Below are 21,133 nucleotides of genomic sequence, written 5' to 3'. Positions count from 1 at the left end.
GTCCTCGCGCGGGGCGCACCGACCCCCGCGCCCCCCTTTCCTCTCCGCGCCCGCGCCATCCCGCCGGCGCGGCACCCCCCGCCGGCACACGGCGGTGAAGGAGATGGTTCACGTGTCCGCTACGCCGGTCCTGGCGTTGCGCGGGATCTCCAAGCGGTTCGGCGCCGTGCAGGCGCTCACCGACGTCGAGCTGGAGGTCCACGCCGGCGAGGTCGTCGCCCTGGTGGGCGACAACGGTGCCGGAAAGTCCACCCTGGTCAAGGTCATCGCCGGCGTCGGACCGGCCGACGAGGGCGTCGTCGAGTGGGAGGGCCGCCCGGTCCGGGTCGAGCGCCCCCACGACGCCCAGGAGCTGGGCATCGCGACGGTCTACCAGGACCTCGCGCTGTGCGACAACCTCGACGTGGTCAACAACCTCTTCCTGGGCCGCGAGATCCGCCGGGCCGGCGTCCTGGACGAGGTCGAGATGGAGCGCCGCTCCCGCGAACTGCTCCAGACCCTGTCGATCCGGATCCCCAGCGTGCGGATCCCCGTCGCCTCCCTCTCCGGCGGCCAGCGCCAGACGGTGGCCATCGCGCGCTCCCTGCTCGGCGAGCCGAGGATCGTGATCCTGGACGAGCCCACCGCCGCCCTCGGCGTCGAGCAGACCGCGCAGGTCCTCGACCTCGTCGAGCGGCTGCGCGAGCGCGGCCTGGGCGTCATCCTGATCAGCCACAACATGGCCGACGTCAAGGCCGTGGCCGACACGGTCGCGGTACTGCGCCTGGGCGCCAACAACGGCACTTTCGCGGTGCGCAGCACCTCGCAGGAGGAGATCATCGCGGCCATCACCGGCGCCACGGACAACGCCGTGACCCGCCGCAGGGCCCGCAGCGGCGTGGAGGTCGCCAAGTGAGCACCGAGGAGAACAAGGTGAGCAAGGTGCCCGGGGCGGCCGGGGCGGCCGGGGTGAGCAAGGAGACCGGCCCCGTGGTGGCCCCCGGGGCCGTCCCTGCCGTCGACCCGCGCCTGCTGGTGCGCGAGGAGGGGTTCAAGGGCTACCTGGGCGAGTTCGGGCGCAGGATGCGCAGCGGCGAGCTCGGTTCGCTGCCGGTCGTGATCGGCCTGCTCCTCATCTGGACGATCTTCCAGACGATGGACTCGGCCTTCCTCTCCCCGGAGAACCTCTCCAACCTCTCCGTCGACGTCGTCGGCACCGGCCTGATCGCCGTCGGCATCGTCTTCGTGCTGCTGCTGGGGGAGATCGACCTGTCGGTCGGCTCGGTCAGCGGCCTGGCCGGGGCGGTCTTCGCCGTCCTCAACATCGGCCACGGCGTCCCCGAGGTGCCCGCCTTCGCGCTGGCGGTCCTGTGCGGCACGGCCATCGGCGCCCTGCACGGCTTCTTCTTCGCCCGCATCGGCGTGCCCGCGTTCGTCGTCACCCTGGCCGGCCTGCTGGCGTGGAACGGCCTGATGCTGCAGGTGCTCGGCTCCAACGGCACGATCAACCTCGACGACGAGGGCTTCGTCGCCACCCTGACCAGCTACTACTTCACCGACATCGCGGCCGCCTACGGCCTGGCCGCGGTCGCGGTCGCCGCCTTCACCGCGGCCTCGCTGCTGGACGCCCGCCGCCGCAGGGCCGCGGGGGTGCCGTTCCGGCCCACCGCCGAGATCGCCCTGCGCGCCGGCGCGCTCGCGGTCCTGGCCTTCGCCGCGGCCTGGGTGCTCAACCAGTACAAGGGCCTGCCGCTGGCCCTGGTGGTCTTCCTCGCCGTGATCGTCGCGCTGGACTTCCTGCTGCGCCGGACCGCCTACGGGCGCAAGGTCTTCGCGCTCGGCGGCAGCGTCGAGGCGGCGAGCCGGGCCGGCATCAACGTGGCCCGGATCCGGATCTCGGTCTTCGCGATCGCCGGCACCATGGCCGCGGTCGGCGGCCTGTTCCTGGCCTCCCGGATCGCCTCCGCCAACCAGGGTGCCGGCGCCGGGAACCTGCTGATGAACGCCATCGCGGCGGCCGTCATCGGCGGCACCAGCCTCTTCGGCGGACGCGGCCGGACCTGGTCGGCCCTGCTGGGCATGCTGGTCATCCAGTCCATCGTCTCCGGCCTGGCCCTGATGGGCATCGCCGCCGCGGTGCAGTACATGATCACCGGCGGCGTCCTGCTGGCCGCGGTCGTGATCGACTCGGTCTCCCGGAAGACCCAGAAGGCCTCCGGCCGGGCCTGAGGGCCCGCCCGGCGGGCCGTGCCCGCACCAGGACGCGGCAGCCCCCTGGGCCCCGCCGCCCGCCCGGCCCCCGCGCCGGCGGGCGGCGGGGCCCCACCGCTTCCGCGGCCGGGATCCCCCGGTCTCTTCGTGCCCCGGCGCGGTGGAACATTAGACTCATCGGACCGGAAGCTCGAATAAGGAGGAACGGGTGGCCCTGCTGACCCGCATCAAGGGACCGCGCGATCTCGACCGGCTCAGCCCCGACCAGCTCGTCGAGCTGGCGGGCGAGATCCGGGCCTTCCTGGTCGAGGCCGTGTCCAAGACCGGCGGGCACCTCGGCCCCAACCTCGGAGTGGTGGAGCTGACCCTCGCGCTGCACCGGGTGTTCGAGTCGCCCCGCGACCGCATCCTGTTCGACACCGGACACCAGTCCTACGTGCACAAGCTCCTGACGGGGCGCCAGGACTTCTCCCGGCTCAGGGCCAAGGGCGGCCTGTCCGGCTACCCCTCGCGCGCCGAGTCCGAGCACGACGTCATCGAGAACTCCCACGCCTCCACGGTGCTGGGCTGGGCCGACGGCCTTGCCAAGGCCAACCAGGTCACCGGCCGCACCGACCGGCACGTGGTCGCCGTCATCGGCGACGGCGCGCTCACCGGCGGCATGGCCTGGGAGGCGCTGAACAACATCGCCGCGGCCAAGGACCGGCCGCTGGTCATCGTCGTCAACGACAATGAGCGCTCCTACGCGCCCACCATCGGCGGCCTGGCCAACCACCTGGCCACCCTGCGCACCACCGACGGCTACGAGCGCTTCCTGGCCCGCACCAAGGAGGTCCTCGAGCGCACCCCGCTGATCGGCCAGCCGCTGTACGAGACCCTGCACGGCGCCAAGAAGGGCCTGAAGGACTTCATCGCCCCGCAGGGCATGTTCGAGGACCTGGGCCTGAAGTACGTCGGCCCGATCGACGGCCACGACCTGGAGGCGGTGGAGTCCGCGCTGCAGCGCGCCAAGGGCTTCGGCGGCCCGGTCATCGTGCACTGCCTCACGGAGAAGGGCCGCGGGTACAGGCCGGCCGAGCAGGACGAGGCCGACCGCTTCCACGCCGTCCCCCTGATCCACCCCGACACCGGCCTGCCGGTCTCGGCGGCCGGCGCCGACTGGACCTCGGTCTTCGGCGAGGAGATGGTCAGGATCGGCAAGGAGCGCGAGGACGTCGTCGCGATCACCGCGGCCATGCTCCAGCCCGTGGGCCTGGAGAGGTTCGCCGACGCGTTCCCCGAGCGCGTCTACGACGTCGGCATCGCCGAGCAGCACGCCGCCGTCTCCGCCGCCGGCCTGGCCACCGGGGGCCTCCACCCGGTCGTGGCGGTCTACGCGACCTTCCTCAACCGCGCCTTCGACCAGGTCCTGATGGACGTCGCCCTGCACAAGTGCGGGGTGACCTTCGTCCTGGACCGGGCCGGCGTCACCGGCACCGACGGCGCCAGCCACAACGGCATGTGGGACATGTCGATCCTCCAGGTCGTCCCCGGCCTGCGGATCGCCGCCCCGCGCGACGCCGACCAGCTGCGCGCCCAGCTGCGCGAGGCGGTCGAGGTCGACGACGCGCCCACCGTGGTGCGCTACTCCAAGGGCGCGGTCGGCCCCGCCGTGGAGGCGGTCGGCCGGATCGGCGGCATGGACGTGCTGCGCCGCCCCGCCGGCCCCGCCGGGCAGGACGGCGCGGACGCGGGAGCCGGCCCCCGGGCCGACGTCCTGCTGGTCTCCGTGGGGGCCCTGGCGCCGATGTGCCTGGAGGTCGCCGACCTGCTCGACGCCCAGGGCATCTCCTCCACCGTCGTCGACCCCCGCTGGGTCAAGCCGGTCGATACGGCCCTGCCGGGCCTGGCCGCCGAGCACCGCGTCGTGGTCACCGTCGAGGACAACGGCCGGGCCGGCGGCGTCGGCTCCGCGGTCTCCCAGGCGCTGCGCGACGCGGGCGTGGACGTGCCCCTGCGCGACTTCGGCATCCCGCAGAAGTTCCTGGACCACGCCACCCGCAAGGAGGTCATGGCCGAGATCGGCCTGACCGCCCCGGACATCGCCCGCCAGGTCACCGGGCTGGTCTCCCGCCTCGAGGGCCGCTACGACGACGAGCCGGCCGGCGTCGCCCGGGACTGAACCCGCCCCGCGCACACCCCGCGCACCGGACCCCCACGGGCCCGTACCTCCCCCCGGGGGGAGGTACGGGCCCGTGCCCGTACCGGGTGTGAAGGCGCCGATCCGGTGCGAGGCTGTGAACAGCGCTGTGCCGACGGCCCGCCGCCCGCGACGCAGCGGGCGGCGGAAAACCACACGTGGAGGTGTGCGCCCATGGAAACGAGAAGCACCCGGGACCGGCCGGGCAGCGGCGGGATGCTGCGCACCAAGTCGATCGAGCAGTCCATCCGGGACACCGAGGAGCCCGAGCACGCACTCCGGAAGTCGCTGTCGGCGCTGGACCTGACCGTCTTCGGCGTCGGCGTCATCATCGGCACCGGCATCTTCGTGCTGACCGGCAAGGTCGCCAAGGAGACCGCAGGGCCCGCCGTGGCCCTGTCGTTCGTCGCCGCCGGAGTGGTCTGCGCGCTGGCCGCACTGTGCTACGCGGAGTTCGCCTCCACCGTGCCGGTCGCCGGATCGGCCTACACCTTCGCCTACGCCTCGATCGGCGAGTTCCCCGCCTGGATCATCGGCTGGGACCTGGTGCTGGAGCTGGCGCTGGGCTGCGCCGTGGTCGCCGTCGGCTGGTCCGGTTACGCGCAGTCCCTCCTGGCAACCGCCGGGGTGACCCTCCCCGACTGGCTGCGCGGGCCGTCCAACGGGGGCGGCTTCGACCTGCTGGCGGCCCTGCTGGTCCTGCTGGTCACCGCGATTCTGGTGGCCGGCGTGAAGCTGTCCTCGCGGGTGACCACGATCATCGTGGGCATCAAGGTCACCGTCGTCCTGCTGGTCATCGCGGTCGGCGCGTTCTTCGTCAAGGGGGAGAACTACCGGCCGTTCGTCCCGCCGGCCGAGCCGACCCAGGGCGGCCGGGGGATCGACCAGTCGGCGGTCCAGGCGCTCTTCGGCTTCACCCCCTCCAACTTCGGCGTGATGGGCATCTTCGCCGGGGCGGCGGTCGTATTCTTCGCCTTCATCGGCTTCGACATCGTCGCCACGGCGGCCGAGGAGACCCGCAGGCCCGCCCGCGACCTGCCGCGCGGCATCCTGGGCTCCCTCGCCATCTGCACGGTCCTGTACGTGGCCGTCTCGGTCGTCGTCACCGGGATGCAGAAGTACAGCGACCTGAGCGTCTCCGCGCCCCTGGCGGACGCCTTCAAGGCCGTCGGCCGTCCGTTCTGGGCCGGACTGATCAGCTTCGGCGCCATCGTCGGCCTCACCTCCGTGTGCATGATCATGCTGCTGGGCCAGAGCCGCGTCTTCTTCGCCATGAGCCGCGACGGGCTGCTGCCCCGCGGCTTCTCCCGGGTCCACCCGAAGTTCGGCACCCCCTACCGCTCCACCGTCGTCCTGGGCGTGCTGGTGGCGGTCGTCGCCGGATTCACCTCCATCAGCGAGCTCGCCGAACTGGTCAACATCGGCACCCTCTTCGCCTTCGTGGTGGTCGCCGTCGGCGTCGTCGTGCTGCGCCGCACCCGCCCCGACCTGCCGCGCAACTTCCGCACCCCCCTGGTGCCGTGGCTGCCGGCGGCCTCCGTGCTGGCCTCCCTGTGGCTGATGCTCAACCTGCCGCTGGAGACCTGGCTGCGGTTCGCGGTGTGGATGCTCCTCGGCTTCGCCGTCTACTTCTTCTTCGGCCGCAGCCACAGCCGGGTGAGCACGCGGCACTGAACATGCGGCACTGAACACGCGGGACCGAACACGCGGGACCGAACACTGCGGTGGGCACCGGTAGTTTGGGCCGGTGCCCACCGCCGTCCCGCAGTCCGCCGCACCCCGGCCCGGTCCGACGGCGCCGCGCCCGGGCAGGGCGCGGCGCCTGCTGCCGCACGGCTGGTGGGGGCGGCTGGCCCCCGTCGTCGTCCTGCTGACGGCAGTGGTCCACCTGCCCTCCTTCCTGCGGCCGCTGTGGAACCCCGACGAGGGGTTCCTCGCCGTCCAGGCCCGGGTGCTCGCCGAGGGCGGTGCCCTCTACGCCGACGTCGTCGACCGCAAGCCCCCGCTGCTGCCCTGGCTCCACCAGGGCGTCCTCGAACTCCTCGGCGACGACCTGCTGTGGCCGGCGGTGCGGGTCCTGGCGGTGGGCGCGCACACCGCCACCGCGCTGCTGCTGGCCGCCGCCGCCCGCCACCACCGGGGGACCGGGCCGGGACCGCCGCCGGCCTGCTGTACCCGCTGCTCTCCGTCGGCCTGGCCCCCGAGGACACCCAGGCGGCGGCCTTCGAGGTGTTCATGCTGCCCTGGACGGCGGCCGCCTACCTCCTGGCCGTCCGGGGCCGCTGGGGGGCCGCAGGCCTGGCGACTGCCGCCGCGGCGCTGACCAAGCAGACCGGAGGGGCCGTGCTGCTGCCCGTCCTGTGGCTGTTGTGGCGGCACTCCCGGGACCGCCGCACGGACCTCGGCCCGCCGCCCGGCGCGCCCGGTGCGCTCGCCGCCTCCGGCGCGCTGTGGCCGGGCGCACTGCGGCTGGGCGCGGGCCTCCTCCTCCCGGTGGCCGCCGCTGCCTGGGCCACCGGCCCGCAGCGGTTCGTCTTCTGGACCCTCACCGGCAGCGGCTCCTACCTGTCCCCGGAGGGCTCGTGGCCGCTGGTCCTGGGCCGGGCGCTGGGCAACGCGGCGATCGCGGGGGCGGCCTGGGCGGCACCGGCCGCCGCGGTCGTCGCGGCCGTCGCGGTCGCGGCGCGGCGGCGCCGGGCCGCCGACGCCCCGGCCGCCGACGCCCCGGCCGTCGGCGGCGCGCCGCTCCTGTGGCTGGCGTCCTCGGCGGCCGCGGTGACGACCGGCTTCCAGTTCTTCGGCCACTACTACCTGCAACTGCTGCCGCCGCTGGTCCTGGCGGGGGCGTGCGCACTGGACGCCCTGCCCCGCTGGTGGCGGCCGGCCCTGGCGTGGAGCGCCGCCGCGGCCACGGCGTTCCTGGGGTGGGGCCTGCTCGCCGAGCCGCAGGGGCTGCGGCACTCCCTGGCGGTGGCGGAGCAGGTCCGGGCGCACACCGGGGAGCGGGACCGGATCCTGGTGTGGGGGATGCGCCCCGAGCAGTACTGGCTGGCCGGCCGCCGCCCCGCCGGCCGCCACCTGACGGCGGGCTTCCTGACGAATTTCAGCGGCGGCCGGGGCGACGCCCGGGTGGGGGAGCGGTACGCGGTGCCGGGCGCCTGGGAGGACTTCCGGGAGGACATGGCGGAGCACCCACCGGCCCTGGTCGTCGACGACTCGCGGGGCGCCCCGTACGCCCCGGAGCACATCCCCACGGTGCGCCGCCTGCTGGACGAGCACTACCACCGGGTCGCCGAGGCGGACGGCGCCGTGCTCTACGCCCGGAACACCGCCCCGCACTGACCGCGCCCCCGCACCGGAACCGGCCGGTGGCGCGGGGACTTCCCCCCGCACGCCTTCCCCGGCCCGGACGGGCCGCGCCGGGTGGGCCGCGCCGGGTGGGCCGCGCCCGGCGGCCTCCCGAGGATTCAGCCGACGCCGCGGACGGCCCTCGGGCCGCAGGTCTCCGCGCCGAGGGCGCGGACCCGTGTCCGCAGCAGCCGGTCCGCGGTGACGACCAGGCAGCGGCGCCCCGGCTCGCGCCCCGCCACCACCTCGACGATGTGGTCGTCGCCCTCCCCGGGGGCGGCGGACACGCGCACCCCGGGCACCCCGGGCACGTCGCGCGCGGCCCCCTCCACGACCAGCACCACCTCGACGGGCGTCCCCACGGCCCACCCGGGCACGTCCCCGCGGTCCGGCAGTCCCCGCGCGGGCAGGCCGGCCAGTTCGTCGCGCAGGCGCGCGTTCGCCGCGGCGCGGTCGCGCCACCAGCCGTCGGGCACCGAGCCCACGACGTTGGCCCCGTCCACCACGACCAGCGGGGGAGGGCACGCGGACTGCGCGGCGGCGTTCTCCATGCCCGCCACTGTGGCACACCCCGGGAGCCGCCTCCCGCCGGCCGGTCCGACCTGACACCACGTCGGAAGGATCGTCCGACGCCTCGTCAGGTACACACGGATGCGCGCTGGTGTCGCCCCGGGATCCTGTGATGATCCGGGTAACAAGGGACCATGGAGATGCCGGAGTTCCTCGAGACGGACCCTCCGTCCGACTGCCCGTGCGACGACTGCGCCCGCGGCCGCCTCGCCGACCGGTGGGCCCGGACGGCCCCGCCGGCCCCCGTCCCGGTGCCGTGGCGTCCCGCCGTGCCGACGGTGGCGGTCACGGTGCTGGGGACGGCCGTCGGCACCGGCGCGGCGCACGCCGCGGCCGCTCCCGAAGCGGCCGCCCCCGCGACCGCGCGGACCGGGACGGCGTCCGCCCCGGCCGCCCACACTCCCATGAGGCTGACCCGCGCGCAGATCATCGAGCGGGCCTCCCGGTGGACCGACGCCGCGGTCCCGTACAGCATGTCCCGCACCTGGTCGGACGGTTACCGGCAGGACTGCTCCGGTTTCGTCTCCATGGCCTGGGGCCTGGGGTCCAACGAGTGGACCGGGAGCCTGGACGAGTACGCCGTCCGGATCGCCCGCGAGGACCTGCGCCCCGGGGACATGCTGCTCCACCACGACCCGGCGAACCCCCGGGACGGCTCGCACGTGACCCTCTTCGGCGGGTGGACCGACCCCTCCCGCTCCTGGTACGTCGCCTACGAGGCCGCCCGTCCCCACGCCCGCAAGCAGGCGACCCCGTACGCCTACTGGGACGACTCCGGCAAGTACCTCCCCTACCGCTACAAGCACGTGGTCGAGGAGGGCGCGCAGGAGCGCCCGCCGGACACCGGCTCCTCCTCCGGGGCCGACGGCCCCCCGGACGGTGACGGCCCCTCGTACGACGGCTCCCCGTACGACGGCGGTTCCTCGTACGGCGGAGCCTTTCCCGGCGCCGGCCGTTTCGGCCCGGGCCGCCACGGGGACCACGTGCTGCTCCTCGGCGAACGCCTGGTGCACCGGGGGTTCGCCGCCCACTACCGGCAGGGCCCCTCCCGTACCTGGAGCGAGGCCGACCGTCGCAACGTCGCGGCGTTCCAGCGGGCCCAGGGATGGTCCGGCCCGGACGCCGACGGCTTCCCCGGCCCCGAGACCTGGAGGCGGCTGTTCCCATGAGACCGTCCTTGCCCACCCCGGCCCCGGCCCCGGCCCCGGCTTCGGCCCGGCGCCGGGCTTCGGCCCCTCGACCGTGCCCGGCTTCGGCCCGGCCGTCGCTCCCGGCCCCGCCACCGCGGTCGCCCCGGCGGCCGTTCCCGCGCCGGCGGCGGCCCCTGCCCCGGCGGTGCGGTCCGAGCCGTTCGGGGACACGCCGGTCGCCGGCGTCGAGGAGCGCCCCGCCCGCTGCCTGCCCGGGGCGCCCGTCCTGCTGTGCGGAGTCGCCGCCGTCGTCACGCTCTGCTGGGCGCTGTGGCGGATCGGCGCGCTCGACCGTGCCCTGCCCACCGCGGCGCTGCCGCCCCCCGGCCACGGGGGGCTCACCGGGGCGGTGCTGTGGGCGGCGCTGGTCCTGCCGTCCGTCGTCGTCCTGCTGGTCTCCGGCGGTCTGGTTCGGGGCCGGGCGGGCAGCGTGTGGGTGCTCAGCCGCTCCGGCGCCTACCGGGGCACGGTGCGCCGCACCGGCCTGCTGTGGCTCGACCCGGTGGCGGCCCGGCAGCGGATGGACGTGCGGCTGCGGCACTGGCGCAGCCGTCCGATGCCGGCCGTGGACTCCGAGGGCGTCCCGCTGCAGGTCGTGGTGCTGCTGGTGTGGCGGGTGCGCGACAGCGCCAGGGCCCGTTTCTCGGTGGACGACCATGAGGCGTACCTGCGCGAACTGGTCGAGTCGGCGGTCTGCCGGGTCTTCTCGCAGGCGCCCGCCGACGACTTCCGGGGCGTGGGAGGGCCGACGCTGCGGGACGCGGAGCGGGTCGGCGAGCAGCTGACCCGGCTGCTGGCCGCGCAGGCGCGTCCGGCCGGCCTCCAGGTGTTCGCCGCCCGCCCGCTGCGGCTGGAGTACGCGCCGCAGGTGGCGGAGGTGATGCACCGCACCCGGGTGGCGGCGTTGGACGCGAGGTTCCGGACGATGGTCCTGGACGACGTGCTCGCCGCGGTGGAGGAGACGGTGGCGCGGCTGGTGCGCAACGGCCCGGGGGAGCCCGCCCCGCACGAGCGCAGGGCCCTGGCGAAGGACCTGACCGTGGCCTTCTGGAACGCGCGAGGCGGCGCGGCGCCGTACCCCGCGGGCGGGAAGTCCCGCGCCGACCGGGCCCCGGGGGACCGGGGCTCCGCGGACCGGGGCTGACCGGCCCCGGCCCGGGGCGGCCCGGCCAGGCCGAGCCCGCCCCGGACCGGGCGGTGGTGCACGGAAGCCGGCGGGCCGCCGCCGGGAGGGAGACCTCCCGGCGGCGGCCCGCCGGCTCTGCCGTGTCCGGGCGCGTGCGCCCGCCGCGCCCTACGCGGGGACGGAGGCGACGCCCGGGGCGAGGAACGGCTTGCCGTTCACCCGCTCGGAGACGCCCTCGCGGTCCAGGTACGGGGTGATGCCGCCCAGGTGGAACGGCCAGCCCGCGCCGGTGATCAGGCACAGGTCGACGTCCTGGGCCTCGGCCACCACGCCCTCGTCCAGCATGAGCCGGATCTCCTCGGCGATGGCGTTCTCGGCGCGCTCGCGCACCTGCTCCTCGGTCTGCGGCTTGTCGCCGACCTGGAAGAGCGCCGCCACCTCGGGGTCGACCTCGGGCTTGCCGGAGGCATAGGTGTAGATGGAGCGCTTGCCCGCCGCGACGATGCGGCCGAGGTTCTCCGAGACGCCGAAGCGGTCGGGGAAGGCGGCGTTCAGCGTGCCGGCCACGTGGTGGGCGACGGCCGGGCCGACCAGCTCCAGGAGCACGATCGGGGACATCGGCAGGCCCAGGGGGGCCAGCGCGCGGTCCGCGACCTCGACCGGGGTGCCCTCGTCGATGGAGGCCAGGACCTCGCCGAGGAACCGGGTCAGCACGCGGTTGACGACGAACGCCGGGGCGTCCTTGACCAGCACCGCGGTCTTCTTCAGCTGCTTGGCCACGCCGAAGGCGGTGGCCAGCGAGGCGTCGTCGGTCCGCTCGCCGCGGACGATCTCCAGCAGCGGCAGGACGGCGACCGGGTTGAAGAAGTGGAAGCCCACGACCCGCTCGGGGTGCTTGAGCTTGGACGCCATCTCGGTGACCGACAGCGAGGAGGTGTTGGTCGCCAGGATCGCCTCGGGCTTGACGACGGCCTCGACCTCGGCGAAGACGTTCTGCTTGACGCCCATCTCCTCGAACACGGCCTCGATGACGAAGTCCGCGTCCGCGAAGGCGGTGGCCTTGTCCAGGGAGCCGGTGACCAGCGCCTTGAGGCGGTTGGCCTTGTCGCCGTTGATGCGGCGCTTGGCGAGGAGCTTGTCGATCTCGCCGTGGACGTAGCCCACGCCCTTGTCCACGCGCTCCTGGTCGATGTCGGTCAGCACGACCGGCACCTCCAGGCGGCGGGCGAACAGCAGCGCCAGCTGCGAGGCCATCAGGCCCGCGCCGACGACGCCGACCTTGGTGACCTTGCGGGCCAGCGACCTGTCCGGCGCACCGGCCGGGCGCTTGGCGCGCTTCTGCACCAGGTTGAAGGCGTACAGGCCGCTGCGCAGCTCGCCGCCCATGATGAGGTCGGCCAGCGCGTCGTCCTCGGCGTCGAAGCCGGCGCGCAGGTCGCCGTTCTTCGCCGCGGCGATGATGTCCAGCGCCCGGTAGGCGGCCGGGGCGGCGCCGTGCACCTTGCTGTCGGCGATCGCGCGGCCGCGGGCGACGGCCTGGTCCCAGGCCTCGCCGCGGTCGACGTCGGGGCGCGCGACCTCGATCTCGCCCTTGAGGACGGAGGCGGTCCACAGCAGGGACTGCTCGAGGAAGTCGGCGCCCTCGAAGAGGGCGTCGGCGATGCCGAGCTCGAAGACCTGCACGCCCTTGAGCTGCTTGTTCTGGTTGAGCGAGTTCTCGATGATCACCGAGACCGCGCGGTCGGCGCCGATCAGGTTCGGCAGCAGGACGCAGCCGCCCCAGCCGGGCACCAGGCCGAGGAAGACCTCGGGCAGGGAGAACGCGGGGACCGCGGCCGAGACGGTGCGGTAGGTGCAGTGCAGGCCGACCTCGACGCCGCCGCCCATCGCCGCGCCGTTGTAGTAGGCGAAGGTCGGCACGGCCAGCGAGGACAGGCGCTTGAAGACGTCGTGCCCGCCCTTGCCGATGGCGTGGGCCTGCTCGCGGGCGGTGAGGATCTCCACGCCCTTGAGGTCGGCGCCGACGGCGAAGATGAACGGCTTGCCGGTGATGCCGACGCCGACGATCTCGCCCTTGGCGGCCTCGGCCTCGACCTGGTCGATCGCCTTGTCGAGGTTGCCCAGCGACTGCGGGCCGAAGGTGGTCGGCTTGGTGTGGTCCAGGCCGTTGTCCAGCGTGATCAGGGCGAAGCGCCCGGCGCCGGGGAGGTCGATGTGGCGCACGTCGGCGCGGGTCACGACCTCGTCGGGGAACAGCGCGGCCGCTCCCTGAAGAAGTTCGGCGGTGGTGGTCACTTGCTGCCTCCGTCGAAGTGCGGGTTCTCCCAGATGACCGTTCCGCCCATGCCGAAGCCGACGCACATGGTCGTCAGGCCGTAGCGCACGTGCGGCTGCTCCTCGAACTGGCGGGCCAGCTGGGTCATCAGCCGGACGCCGGAGGAGGCCAGCGGGTGGCCGAACGCGATCGCGCCACCGTACTGGTTGACCCGGGGGTCGTCGTCGGCGATGCCGTAGTGGTCCAGGAGCGAGAGCACCTGGACGGCGAACGCCTCGTTGATCTCGAACAGGCCGATGTCGTCGATCGTCAGGCCGGCCTTGGCCAGGGCCTTCTCGGTCGCCGGGACCGGGCCGATGCCCATGACCTCGGGCTCGACGCCCGCGAAGGAGTAGGAGACCAGGCGCATCTTGACGGGCAGGCCCAGCTCGCGGGCCACGTCCTCGGCGGCCAGGATCGAGGCGGTGGCGCCGTCGTTGAGGCCGGCGGCGTTGCCCGCGGTGACGCGGCCGTGCGCGCGGAACGGGGTCTTCAGGCCGGTCAGGTTCTCCAGCGTGGTGCCCGGGCGCATCGGCTCGTCGACGGTGGCCAGGCCCCAGCCGGTCTCGCCCGCCTCGGGGTTGGTGCGGCGGATCGCGACCGGCACCAGGTCCTGCTGGATCTTGCCGTCGGCGTACGCCTTGGCGGCCTTCTCCTGGCTGCGGACCGCGTACTCGTCGGCGCGCTGCTTGGTCAGGTGCGGGAAGCGGTCGTGGATGTTCTCCGCCGTCATGCCCATGAACATGGCGGACTGGTCGACCAGCTTCTCCGAGACCAGGCGCGGGTTGGGGTCGACGCCCTCGCCCATCGGGTGGCGGCCCATGTGCTCGACGCCGCCGGCCACGACCACGTCGTACGCGCCGAAGGCGATGCCGCCGGCGGTGGTGGTCACGGCGGTCATCGCGCCGGCGCACATGCGGTCGATCGAGAAGCCCGGGACGGACTGCGGCAGGCCGGCGAGGATGCCGGCGGTGCGGCCGAGGGTCAGGCCCTGGTCGCCGATCTGGGTCGTCGCGGCGAGGGCGACCTCGTCGATGCGCTCCGGGGGCAGGTCCGGGTTGCGCCGCAGCAGCTCCCGGATGCACTTGATCACCAGGTCGTCGGCGCGGGTCTCGTGGTAGATCCCCTTGGGGCCCGCCTTGCCGAACGGGGTGCGGACGCCGTCGACGAAGACGACGTCCCTCGCGGTACGAGGCACGTTGGCTCTCCTCCAGATGCGGGGGCACTGCTGGGCGCACCGCGGGAACGTGCGGCGGCTCCACGGTCATGCTACTTGCGGGTAACCAGTGTGCCCACCCCCCACCCCCGAAGCGGCGCACCTCACACCGGCGTCCCCGCTCCGGGCCGGCCCGGCGGGCCCGGCCCGGAAGGAGCGGGACAGTTCAGCCCGCGCCGCGGGCGAGGGCGCCGGCGAGCAGCGCGGAGACCTGCTCCACCTGCCAGGGGCGGGCACCGAGGGCGGTCAGCGCCTGTGCGACGGACTGCGGGGTCGGGTCGGCCGGGGGCTCCCAGCACACCCGCCGCACCGAGTCGGGGGAGACCAGGTTCTCCTGCGGCATCCCCAGCTCCTCGGCCAGCGCGGTGACCGCGGCCCGGGCGGCGGACAGGCGCGCCGCGGCGGCCGGGTCCTTGTCGGCCCAGGCGCGCGGCGGGGGCGGGCCGTGCGCGGGGGCCGTGTGCTGCGGCAGGTCCCGCTCGGCCAGCGCCTTCGCGCGGTCCACCGCGGCCTGCCACGTCTCCAGCCTGGCGCGGCCCGCGCGCTGGTTGAACCCGGGCAGCGCGGCGAGCGCACGGGTGTCCGCCGGAACGGCGAGGGCCGCCGCCACGATGGCGGCGTCGGGGAGCACCCGGCCGGGGGAGACGTCCCGCTCCCGGGCGATCCGGTCCCGGGTCGTCCACAGCTCCCGCACGACGGCCAGCTGCCGGCGCCGCCGCACCTTGTGCACGCCGGAGGTGCGGCGCCAGGGGTCCACGCGAGGCAGCGGTGGCGGGGCGGCGGCCAGCGCCGAGAACTCCTGCCGGGCCCACACCAGCTTGCCCTGGCCGGCCAGCTCCTCCTCGAGCGCGTCCCGCAGGTCCACCAGCAGTTCGACGTCGAGCGCGGCGTAGCGCAGCCACGGCTCGGGCAGCGGACGGGTGGACCAGTCGACCGCCGAGTGGCCCTTCTCCAGGGTGTAGCCGAGGACCTTCTCCACCATGGCGCCCAGGCCGACCCGGGCGAAGCCGGCCAGGCGCCCGGCCAGCTCGGTGTCGAACAGGGCTGCCGGGCGCATGCCGACCTCGCCCAGGCAGGGCAGGTCCTGGCCGGCGGCGTGCAGTACCCACTCGGCGTCGCCGATCACCCGGCCCAGGGGGGACAGGTCGGGGCAGGCGACGGGGTCGATCAGCGCGGTACCCGCTCCGGCACGGCGCAGCTGGACCAGGTAGGCCCGCTGGCCGTAGCGGTAGCCGGAAGCGCGCTCGGCGTCGACAGCGACCGGGCCGGTGCCCGATGCGAAGGCGTCCACCGTCGCGGCGAAGGCCTCCTGGCTGGCGATCACCGGCGGGATGCCCTCGCGCGGATCCAGCAGCGGGACCGGCGCCGGGGTTTCGTCTATTGCGGTCTCTTGGGCGTCGGTCACCCGTCAAGGGTAGCTGTGCACGGCAAACGTCCGCCGACGGAAACGTTCCGTCGGCGGACGCCCGGGAGGGGGAGGAGGTCAGTGGATGATGCCGGTGCGCAGGGCGACGGCGACCATTCCGGCCCGGTCACCGGTGCCCAACTTGCGGGCGATGCGGGCGAGGTGGCTCTTGACGGTGAGTGCGGACAGGCCCATCGAGACGCCGATGGCCTTGTTGGACTGGCCCTCTGCGACCAGCCGGAGCACCTCGACCTCGCGGCCGGAGAGCTCCCGGTAGCCGCCGGGCTGCCCGGCGGCGCCCGGTGCCCGCCGCATCCGGGCGGCCGCGGCCGCCCCGATCGGAGCGGCACCGGGGCGGGTGAGGTGGCCGACGTTGTTGCGGGTGCCGGTGACCACGTAGCCCTTGACGCCGCCGGCGAGGGCGTCGCGCACCGCGCCGATGTCGTCGGCGGCGGACAGGGCGAGTCCGTTGGGCCAGCCCGCCGCGCGCGTCTCGGCGAGGAGGGTCAGACCGGATCCGTCGGGGAGGTGGACATCGGCGACGCAGATGTCCCGGGGCGTTCCGACCCGGGGCCGGGCCTCGGCGATGGACGACGCCTCGATCACGTCACGGACACCCAGGGCCCACAGATGGCGGGTGACGGTGCTGCGCACTCGGGGGTCGCCCACGACAACCATGGCCGTCGGCTTGTTCGGGCGGTAGGCGACCAGGCTTGTGGGGTGCTCGAGAAGAACCGACACCGGGCCTCCTGTTTCGTGGCGGTCGCGGAAGCCCGTCGGGGAATTTCGGACCTCCGCGGTGGAAAGGGTCATTTCCTGCTTCGGCACCCGACGCCCGATCCTTGAGGAAAAGATCGTGTCCGTCTGCGCATGAATTGGGACAATTCCCTCTTTGGGATGACCGCTGTCGGCCGACGGGTGTGGCGCGTGGCCCAGCGGGTAAAGACGCGCGGCCCGGCGGGGCGCGGCCCGGTGGGGCGGGGCCCCGGGGTTCAGCGGGTGAAGCGGTCGCGCCGCGCGGGCATCGGGACGATCCCCTGCTCGGCGGGCGCCGGCGGCAGCCCCGCGCCCGTGCACAGCAGGTCGCACCAGGCCGCCAGGTGCGCGGCGGTGTCCGGCACCCCGTCGGGGCCCTCCAGCGGGGTCCACGACGCCCGGATCTCGATCTGCGTCGACGCCGGCCTCTGCGACAGCGCGCCGAAGTAGTGGGAGGAGGTGTGGGAGACGGTCCCGCTCGGCGCGGCGAACCGTGCGCCGCGGGCGTGCAGCGCCCCCGTCAGCCACGACCAGGCCACCTCGGGCAGCAGGGGGTCCGAGGCCATCTCCGGCTCCAGCTCGGCGCGGGTCAGCGTCACCACGCGGAACGACCCCTGCCACTCCTCGTGCCCGTCCGGCTCGTGCAGCAGCACCAGCCGCCCGTCGGCCAGCTCCTCGTCGTCCACCGTGACCGAGGCGGTCAGCGCGTGGGCGAAGGAGGCCAGCCGTTTCGGCGCGCCCATCGTCTCCAGCCCGACCTCGGAACGGACCCGGGCCGAGTGCAGGCCGGCGACCGCCCGCCGGAACGCGGCGGGGATCGTGTCGTCCTCCGGGAGGTGTCCATGAGCCGCAGCCATGACCGGAAGACTAGGCGGCCGGGCCCCCGCAGCAGCGGAGGAGCGGCACCGTGGGCGGGTCGGTGGGCCGTCGTGCGAAGATCGGTGCGTGAGTGCGAACCAGGAGCCCCGCGACAGCCGACCCACCGCAGACTCGGCATTCCTCAAGGCCTGCCGGCGAGAGCCGGTGCCGCACACCCCCGTGTGGTTCATGCGGCAGGCCGGCCGGTCGCTGCCCGAGTACCTCAAGGTGCGCGAGGGCATCGCCATGCTGGACTCGTGCATGCGCCCCGACCTGGTCGCCGAGATCACCATGCAGCCGGTCCGCCGGCACAAGGTCGACGCCGCCATCTACTTCAGCGACATCGTGGTTCCGCTGAAGGCCATCGGCATCGACCTCGACATCAAGCCCGGCGTCGGCCCGGTCGTCGCCGAACCGGTGCGCACCGCCGCCGACCTGCAGCGGCTGCGCCCCCTGGAGCCGGACGACGTCTCCTACGTCACTGAGGCGATCGGGATGCTCACCGAGCAGCTGGGCGCCACCCCGCTGATCGGCTTCGCCGGGGCCCCGTTCACGCTCGCCAGCTACCTGGTCGAGGGCGGCCCCTCGCGCAACCACGAGCACACCAAGGCCATGATGTACGGCGAGCCGGAGCTGTGGCACGCCCTGCTGGACCGCCTCGCCGACATCACCGCCGCCTTCCTGAAGGTGCAGATCGACGCCGGGGCCTCCGCCGTCCAGCTCTTCGACTCCTGGGTCGGGGCCCTCGCCCCCGACGACTACCGCCGCTCGGTGATGGCTCACAGCGCCAAGGTCTTCGACGCAGTCGGCGGCCTCGGGGTGCCGCGCATCCACTTCGGCGTCGGGACCGGCGAGCTGCTCGGGCTGATGGGCGAGGCCGGCGCGGACGTCGTCGGCGTGGACTGGCGGGTGCCGCTGGACGTGGCCGGGCAGCGCGTGGGCCCGGGCAAGGCCCTGCAGGGCAACCTCGACCCGGCCGTGCTCTTCGCCCCGACGAAGGCCGTGGAGACCAAGGCCCGCGAGGTGCTGCACGCCGCCTCCTCGCTGGAGGGCCACATCTTCAACCTCGGCCACGGCGTGCTCCCCTCCACCGACCCGGACGCGCTCACCCGGCTCGTCGAGTTCGTGCACACGGTGACCGAGGTCCGGTAGGACCCGCGGACCGGCGGACCCCCGTCGCCCCGCGGGGCGACGGGGGAGGGGCGTCAGCCGCGGCTCTCCTCGGCCGCGGCGCCGTCCCGGGCACCGCCGGGCGCGGCCCCGGCATCCGACTCCGACGGGGTCTTCGCCCCCGACGAGGCCTTCGCCCCCGACGAGGCCTTCGCCCCCGACGGGGTCTTCGCCTCCGCCCCGGGCGCGCCCGCAGGAGCGGGGACGGCCGGGGAGGCGGACGGGGCGGCGGGGACGGCCGCGGGCGCGTTCGCGCGCCGCCTCCTGAGCAGCAGCCACGCCACCGGCGCCAGCACCACCGCGAACGGCAGCACCGACCCGACGATCACGAGCAGGCCGCGGAAGGCCGTGTAGAAGGCGTGCCAGCCGTCCGCCAGCGCGCCGGTGAAGGCGTCCCAGACGCCCTCGTCGTCCTCCCGCGGCGAGCTGTCGCCCTCCGTCACGAGGGTGAGGGTGACCGTGGCCATGCCGGTGCGCTCCTGCAGCGACTCCAGCTGGGCCTCCAGCGCCTCCAGGTCGGCCTGGCGCCTGCTCAGCTCCCCCTCCAGGGTCACCACGTCGCTGAGGTCCTCGGCGCGGTCCATCAGCTTGCGGACCCGCTCCACGCTCGCCCGCTGCGTCCTCAGCCGGCTCTCCACGTCGACCACCTGGCCGGTGACGTCCTCCGAGGAGACCTTGCGCTCCTCGACCTCGCCGAGCTCCTCCAGGTCGTCGAGCAGCTGCGAGTACCGCGCGGGCGGGACCTTGAGGGTCATCCGCGAGTAGTCCTCGTCCTCGTCCCCGGAGCCGCCGCGCGTGACTTCGTCGGCGACGTACCCCTCGGCGCGGTCGACCAGGGTGCGGGCGGAGTCCGCCGCCTTCTCCATGGCGTCGACCCGCACCTCCAGCGAGGCGGTGTGCACGATGTGGGAGGCCGCGGGCCGGGGCGTCGCGCCCCGGGAGCCCTTCGCGTCCGACGCCCCGGGCGCCGAGGACGGCGCGGCCGCCCCGGCACCCCCCTCCCCCCGGCCGGGGGCGTCGGCCTGCGCCGCCTGCGAGTCGGACTTCGAGGCGGCGCCGGTGTCGGCCGCCCCGCAGCCGGCCAGGGCCAGTACGGCGGCCAGGAGCAGGGCGGGCACGGCGGCGCCGGCCGCCGCGGTTCTCGGACGGGGCGCGGCGGCGGTGTCCGGTCGGTTCATCAAGGTCCCCCAGCGTCGGTGGCGTGACTGTCCCCCGTTCGACGGGGCCCGCCGGGTCCGGGTTGCCGGACGCGGGTTCCGAACAGGTCACGGTCCGGACGCGGAACGGGCACCTCCGGCGGGCGCCCCCGGTGCCGTGCGGCGCCGCCCCGTCTGGAAGAGTTGGGGCATGAGCGCTGCGCACACGGGCCCGCTTCCCCGGCACGTCGTGGTGGTCGGAGGAGGCATCTCGGGCCTCGCCGCCGCCTGGTTCCTGACCTCGGGCGGAGTGCCCCGGGTCACCGTCCTGGAGGCCTCCTCCCGGCTCGGCGGCAAGCTGTACGCCGACGAGATCGCGGGGGTCCCGGTCGACCTGGGGGCCGAGTCGATGCTCGCCCGCCGCCCGGAGGCCGTCGGCCTGGCCCGCGCCGTCGGCCTGGCCGACGCGCTGCAGCCCCCGGCCACCGCGAGCGCCTCCCTGTGGACCAGGGGAGCGCTGCGGCCCATGCCCAAGGGCCACCTCATGGGCGTCCCGGGGACCTCGGCCCGGTGGCCGCCTCCGGCGTGATCTCCCCGGCCGGACTCGCCAGGATCCCGCTCGACCACCTGCTGCCGCGCACCCCGGTCGAGGACGACGTCGCCGTCGGCGCTTACGTGGAGGCGAGGCTCGGCCGCGAGGTCGTCGACCGGCTGGTCGAGCCGCTGCTGGGCGGCGTCTACGCGGGCAACGCCCACGAGATCTCGATGCGCGCCGCCGTCCCCAAGCTGTTCGAGATCGCCCGCTCACCGCACCGGTCCCTGATCGCGGGCGTCCGCGAGGAACTCCACCGGGCCGCCGCCCGCACCCAGGACGCGGGCCCGGTCTTCCTCGGCGTCGAGGGCGGCGTCGGGCGGCTGCCGCAGGCCGTCGCCGAGGCCTGCCGGGCCGCCGGGGCCCAGGTGCGCACCGGCACCGAGGCGCGCGCCCTGCGCCGCACCGCGTCCGGCTGGCAGGTCGAGACCTCCGCCCCGCACGGCACCGAGGTGCTCGACGCCGACGCGGTGGTGCTCTCCGTCCCCGCCGCGGCCGCCTCCCGGCTGCTGTCCTCCGAGGCGCCCGGCGCCGCGGCCGAACTGGCACCGGTGGAGTACGCGAGCATGGCACTGGTCACCATGGCCTTCCGCCGCCGCGACCTGGCCGTGCAGCCGCGGGGCAGCGGCTTCCTGGTGCCGCCGGTCGACGGCCGCACCATCAAGGCCTCGACGTTCTCCAGCGTCAAGTGGGGCTGGGTGGGCGACGCCGACCCCGACGTGCTGGTGCTGCGCACCTCGGTCGGACGGCACGGCGAGGAGGCCGACCTGCTCCGCGACGACACCGACCTGGTCCGGCTGTCCCGGCACGACCTGGGCGAGGCGATCGGCCTGACCGCGGCCCCGGTCGCCGCCCGCGTCACCCGCTGGGACCGCGGCCTGCCGCAGTACCCCGTCGGCCACCTCGACAGGGTCGCCCGCATCCGCGCGCACGTCGCCGGACTCCCCGGACTGCAGGTGTGCGGAGCCCTCTACGACGGGGTCGGCATCCCCGCCTGCATCGGCTCCGCGCGGCGCGCCGCCGACGCGCTGCTGGAGGGCACCCCGGGCACGGGCGCCTGCGGCGGCGCGGGACAATAGGGCC

16 protein-coding genes and 1 pseudogene are annotated in these 21,133 nt (G+C 74.9%); 10 read left to right on the top strand and 7 right to left on the bottom strand.

Annotated elements, in window-relative coordinates; translation table 11 throughout:
- Nucleotides 1-103 precede the first annotated feature (103 nt).
- From GQS52_RS05915 to GQS52_RS05895, 6 genes are all read left to right on the top strand, one after another.
- Nucleotides 104-895, top strand: a complete 792-nt coding sequence (locus tag GQS52_RS05915) for an ATP-binding cassette domain-containing protein (protein WP_182312023.1) — start codon at nt 104-106, stop codon at nt 893-895.
- Between the two features lie 53 nt (nt 896-948).
- Complete coding sequence (locus tag GQS52_RS05910; protein ID WP_259371049.1) at nt 949-2,208, top strand: sugar ABC transporter permease; 1,260 nt, start codon at nt 949-951, stop codon at nt 2,206-2,208.
- Nucleotides 2,209-2,398: 190 nt separating this feature from the next.
- Nucleotides 2,399-4,351: a 1-deoxy-D-xylulose-5-phosphate synthase gene (gene dxs / locus GQS52_RS05905; RefSeq protein WP_182312021.1), complete on the top strand. Its 1,953-nt coding sequence runs from the start codon at nt 2,399-2,401 to the stop codon at nt 4,349-4,351.
- Nucleotides 4,352-4,543: 192 nt separating this feature from the next.
- Nucleotides 4,544-6,043, top strand: a complete 1,500-nt coding sequence (locus GQS52_RS05900; protein WP_275946453.1) for an amino acid permease — start codon at nt 4,544-4,546, stop codon at nt 6,041-6,043.
- 73 nt (nt 6,044-6,116) lie between these two features.
- Complete coding sequence (locus GQS52_RS27555; RefSeq protein ID WP_259370619.1) at nt 6,117-6,692, top strand: hypothetical protein; 576 nt, start codon at nt 6,117-6,119, stop codon at nt 6,690-6,692.
- Nucleotides 6,605-7,711 carry a glycosyltransferase gene (locus GQS52_RS05895; RefSeq protein ID WP_259370618.1) on the top strand — a complete coding sequence of 369 codons (1,107 nt, stop codon included), beginning with the start codon at nt 6,605-6,607 and terminating at the stop codon, nt 7,709-7,711. The genes GQS52_RS27555 and GQS52_RS05895 overlap by 88 nt, the downstream gene beginning before the upstream one ends.
- A gap of 125 nt (nt 7,712-7,836) precedes the next feature.
- Here GQS52_RS05895 and GQS52_RS05890 read toward each other — a convergent pair whose 3' ends face one another.
- Nucleotides 7,837-8,268, bottom strand: a complete 432-nt coding sequence (locus GQS52_RS05890) for an NTP pyrophosphohydrolase (RefSeq protein ID WP_182312020.1) — start codon at nt 8,266-8,268, stop codon at nt 7,837-7,839.
- A gap of 153 nt (nt 8,269-8,421) precedes the next feature.
- Between GQS52_RS05890 and GQS52_RS05885 the strand changes: the two genes are divergently transcribed.
- Together GQS52_RS05885 and GQS52_RS05880 are read left to right on the top strand one after the other, a co-directional pair.
- Nucleotides 8,422-9,456: a peptidoglycan-binding protein gene (locus GQS52_RS05885; protein ID WP_182312018.1), complete on the top strand. Its 1,035-nt coding sequence runs from the start codon at nt 8,422-8,424 to the stop codon at nt 9,454-9,456.
- A 73-nt stretch (nt 9,457-9,529) separates the two neighbouring features.
- Entirely contained in the window at nt 9,530-10,621 is a 1,092-nt protein-coding gene (locus GQS52_RS05880; protein ID WP_182312016.1) for an SPFH domain-containing protein, read from the top strand.
- 150 nt (nt 10,622-10,771) lie between these two features.
- Here GQS52_RS05880 and GQS52_RS05875 read toward each other — a convergent pair whose 3' ends face one another.
- The 5 genes from GQS52_RS05875 to GQS52_RS05855 all read right to left on the bottom strand — a co-directional run bounded on the left by GQS52_RS05875 (nt 10,772) and on the right by GQS52_RS05855 (nt 17,151).
- Nucleotides 10,772-12,898, bottom strand: a complete 2,127-nt coding sequence (locus GQS52_RS05875) for a 3-hydroxyacyl-CoA dehydrogenase NAD-binding domain-containing protein (protein ID WP_182312014.1) — start codon at nt 12,896-12,898, stop codon at nt 10,772-10,774.
- A complete protein-coding gene (locus GQS52_RS05870; RefSeq protein ID WP_182312013.1) occupies nt 12,895-14,115 on the bottom strand; it encodes an acetyl-CoA C-acyltransferase in 1,221 nt (406 codons plus the stop codon). Before GQS52_RS05870 ends, GQS52_RS05875 begins: the two co-directional genes overlap by 4 nt.
- Before the next feature lie 184 nt (nt 14,116-14,299).
- Complete coding sequence (locus GQS52_RS05865) at nt 14,300-15,538, bottom strand: HRDC domain-containing protein (RefSeq protein WP_182312012.1); 1,239 nt, start codon at nt 15,536-15,538, stop codon at nt 14,300-14,302.
- Between the two features lie 78 nt (nt 15,539-15,616).
- A complete protein-coding gene (locus tag GQS52_RS05860) occupies nt 15,617-16,279 on the bottom strand; it encodes a response regulator transcription factor (protein WP_182312011.1) in 663 nt (220 codons plus the stop codon).
- A gap of 251 nt (nt 16,280-16,530) precedes the next feature.
- Complete coding sequence (locus tag GQS52_RS05855) at nt 16,531-17,151, bottom strand: DUF3000 domain-containing protein (protein ID WP_182312010.1); 621 nt, start codon at nt 17,149-17,151, stop codon at nt 16,531-16,533.
- A gap of 88 nt (nt 17,152-17,239) precedes the next feature.
- Here GQS52_RS05855 and hemE point away from each other — a divergent pair, with 88 nt between their 5' ends.
- On the top strand, nt 17,240-18,304 hold the full coding sequence (gene hemE / locus GQS52_RS05850) for a uroporphyrinogen decarboxylase (protein WP_182312009.1): 1,065 nt from the start codon (nt 17,240-17,242) through the stop codon (nt 18,302-18,304).
- Between the two features lie 53 nt (nt 18,305-18,357).
- On the opposite strand, the gene GQS52_RS05845 is transcribed toward hemE, so the two are convergent.
- On the bottom strand, nt 18,358-19,500 hold the full coding sequence (locus GQS52_RS05845) for a DUF4349 domain-containing protein (RefSeq protein WP_182312008.1): 1,143 nt from the start codon (nt 19,498-19,500) through the stop codon (nt 18,358-18,360).
- Between the two features lie 169 nt (nt 19,501-19,669).
- Between GQS52_RS05845 and hemG the strand changes: the two are divergent.
- Nucleotides 19,670-21,129 (top strand): annotated as a pseudogene (gene hemG / locus GQS52_RS05840) (protoporphyrinogen oxidase).
- Nucleotides 21,130-21,133: the final 4 nt, after the last annotated feature.

Origin of the sequence: Streptomyces sp. SCUT-3 (assembly GCF_014083985.1) — a bacterium.
Lineage (GTDB): Bacteria > Actinomycetota > Actinomycetes > Streptomycetales > Streptomycetaceae > Streptomyces_H > Streptomyces_H thermolineatus.
Note: the sequence above shows the minus strand (reverse complement) of the source record. Positions and strands in the feature narration are given on the sequence as shown.

Bases quoted from the DNA above. Each gene is read 5' to 3' on its own strand.
- GQS52_RS05855 (WP_182312010.1), bottom strand. From the start codon at position 17,151: ATGGCTGCGGCTCATGGACACCTCCCGGAGGACGACACGATCCCCGCC.
- GQS52_RS05890 (WP_182312020.1), bottom strand. From the start codon at position 8,268: ATGGAGAACGCCGCCGCGCAGTCCGCGTGCCCTCCCCCGCTGGTCGTG.
- GQS52_RS05895 (WP_259370618.1), top strand. From the start codon at position 6,605: ATGCTGCCCTGGACGGCGGCCGCCTACCTCCTGGCCGTCCGGGGCCGC.
- GQS52_RS05845 (WP_182312008.1), bottom strand. From the start codon at position 19,500: ATGAACCGACCGGACACCGCCGCCGCGCCCCGTCCGAGAACCGCGGCG.
- GQS52_RS05900 (WP_275946453.1), top strand. From the start codon at position 4,544: ATGGAAACGAGAAGCACCCGGGACCGGCCGGGCAGCGGCGGGATGCTG.
- GQS52_RS05915 (WP_182312023.1), top strand. From the start codon at position 104: ATGGTTCACGTGTCCGCTACGCCGGTCCTGGCGTTGCGCGGGATCTCC.
- GQS52_RS05885 (WP_182312018.1), top strand. From the start codon at position 8,422: ATGGAGATGCCGGAGTTCCTCGAGACGGACCCTCCGTCCGACTGCCCG.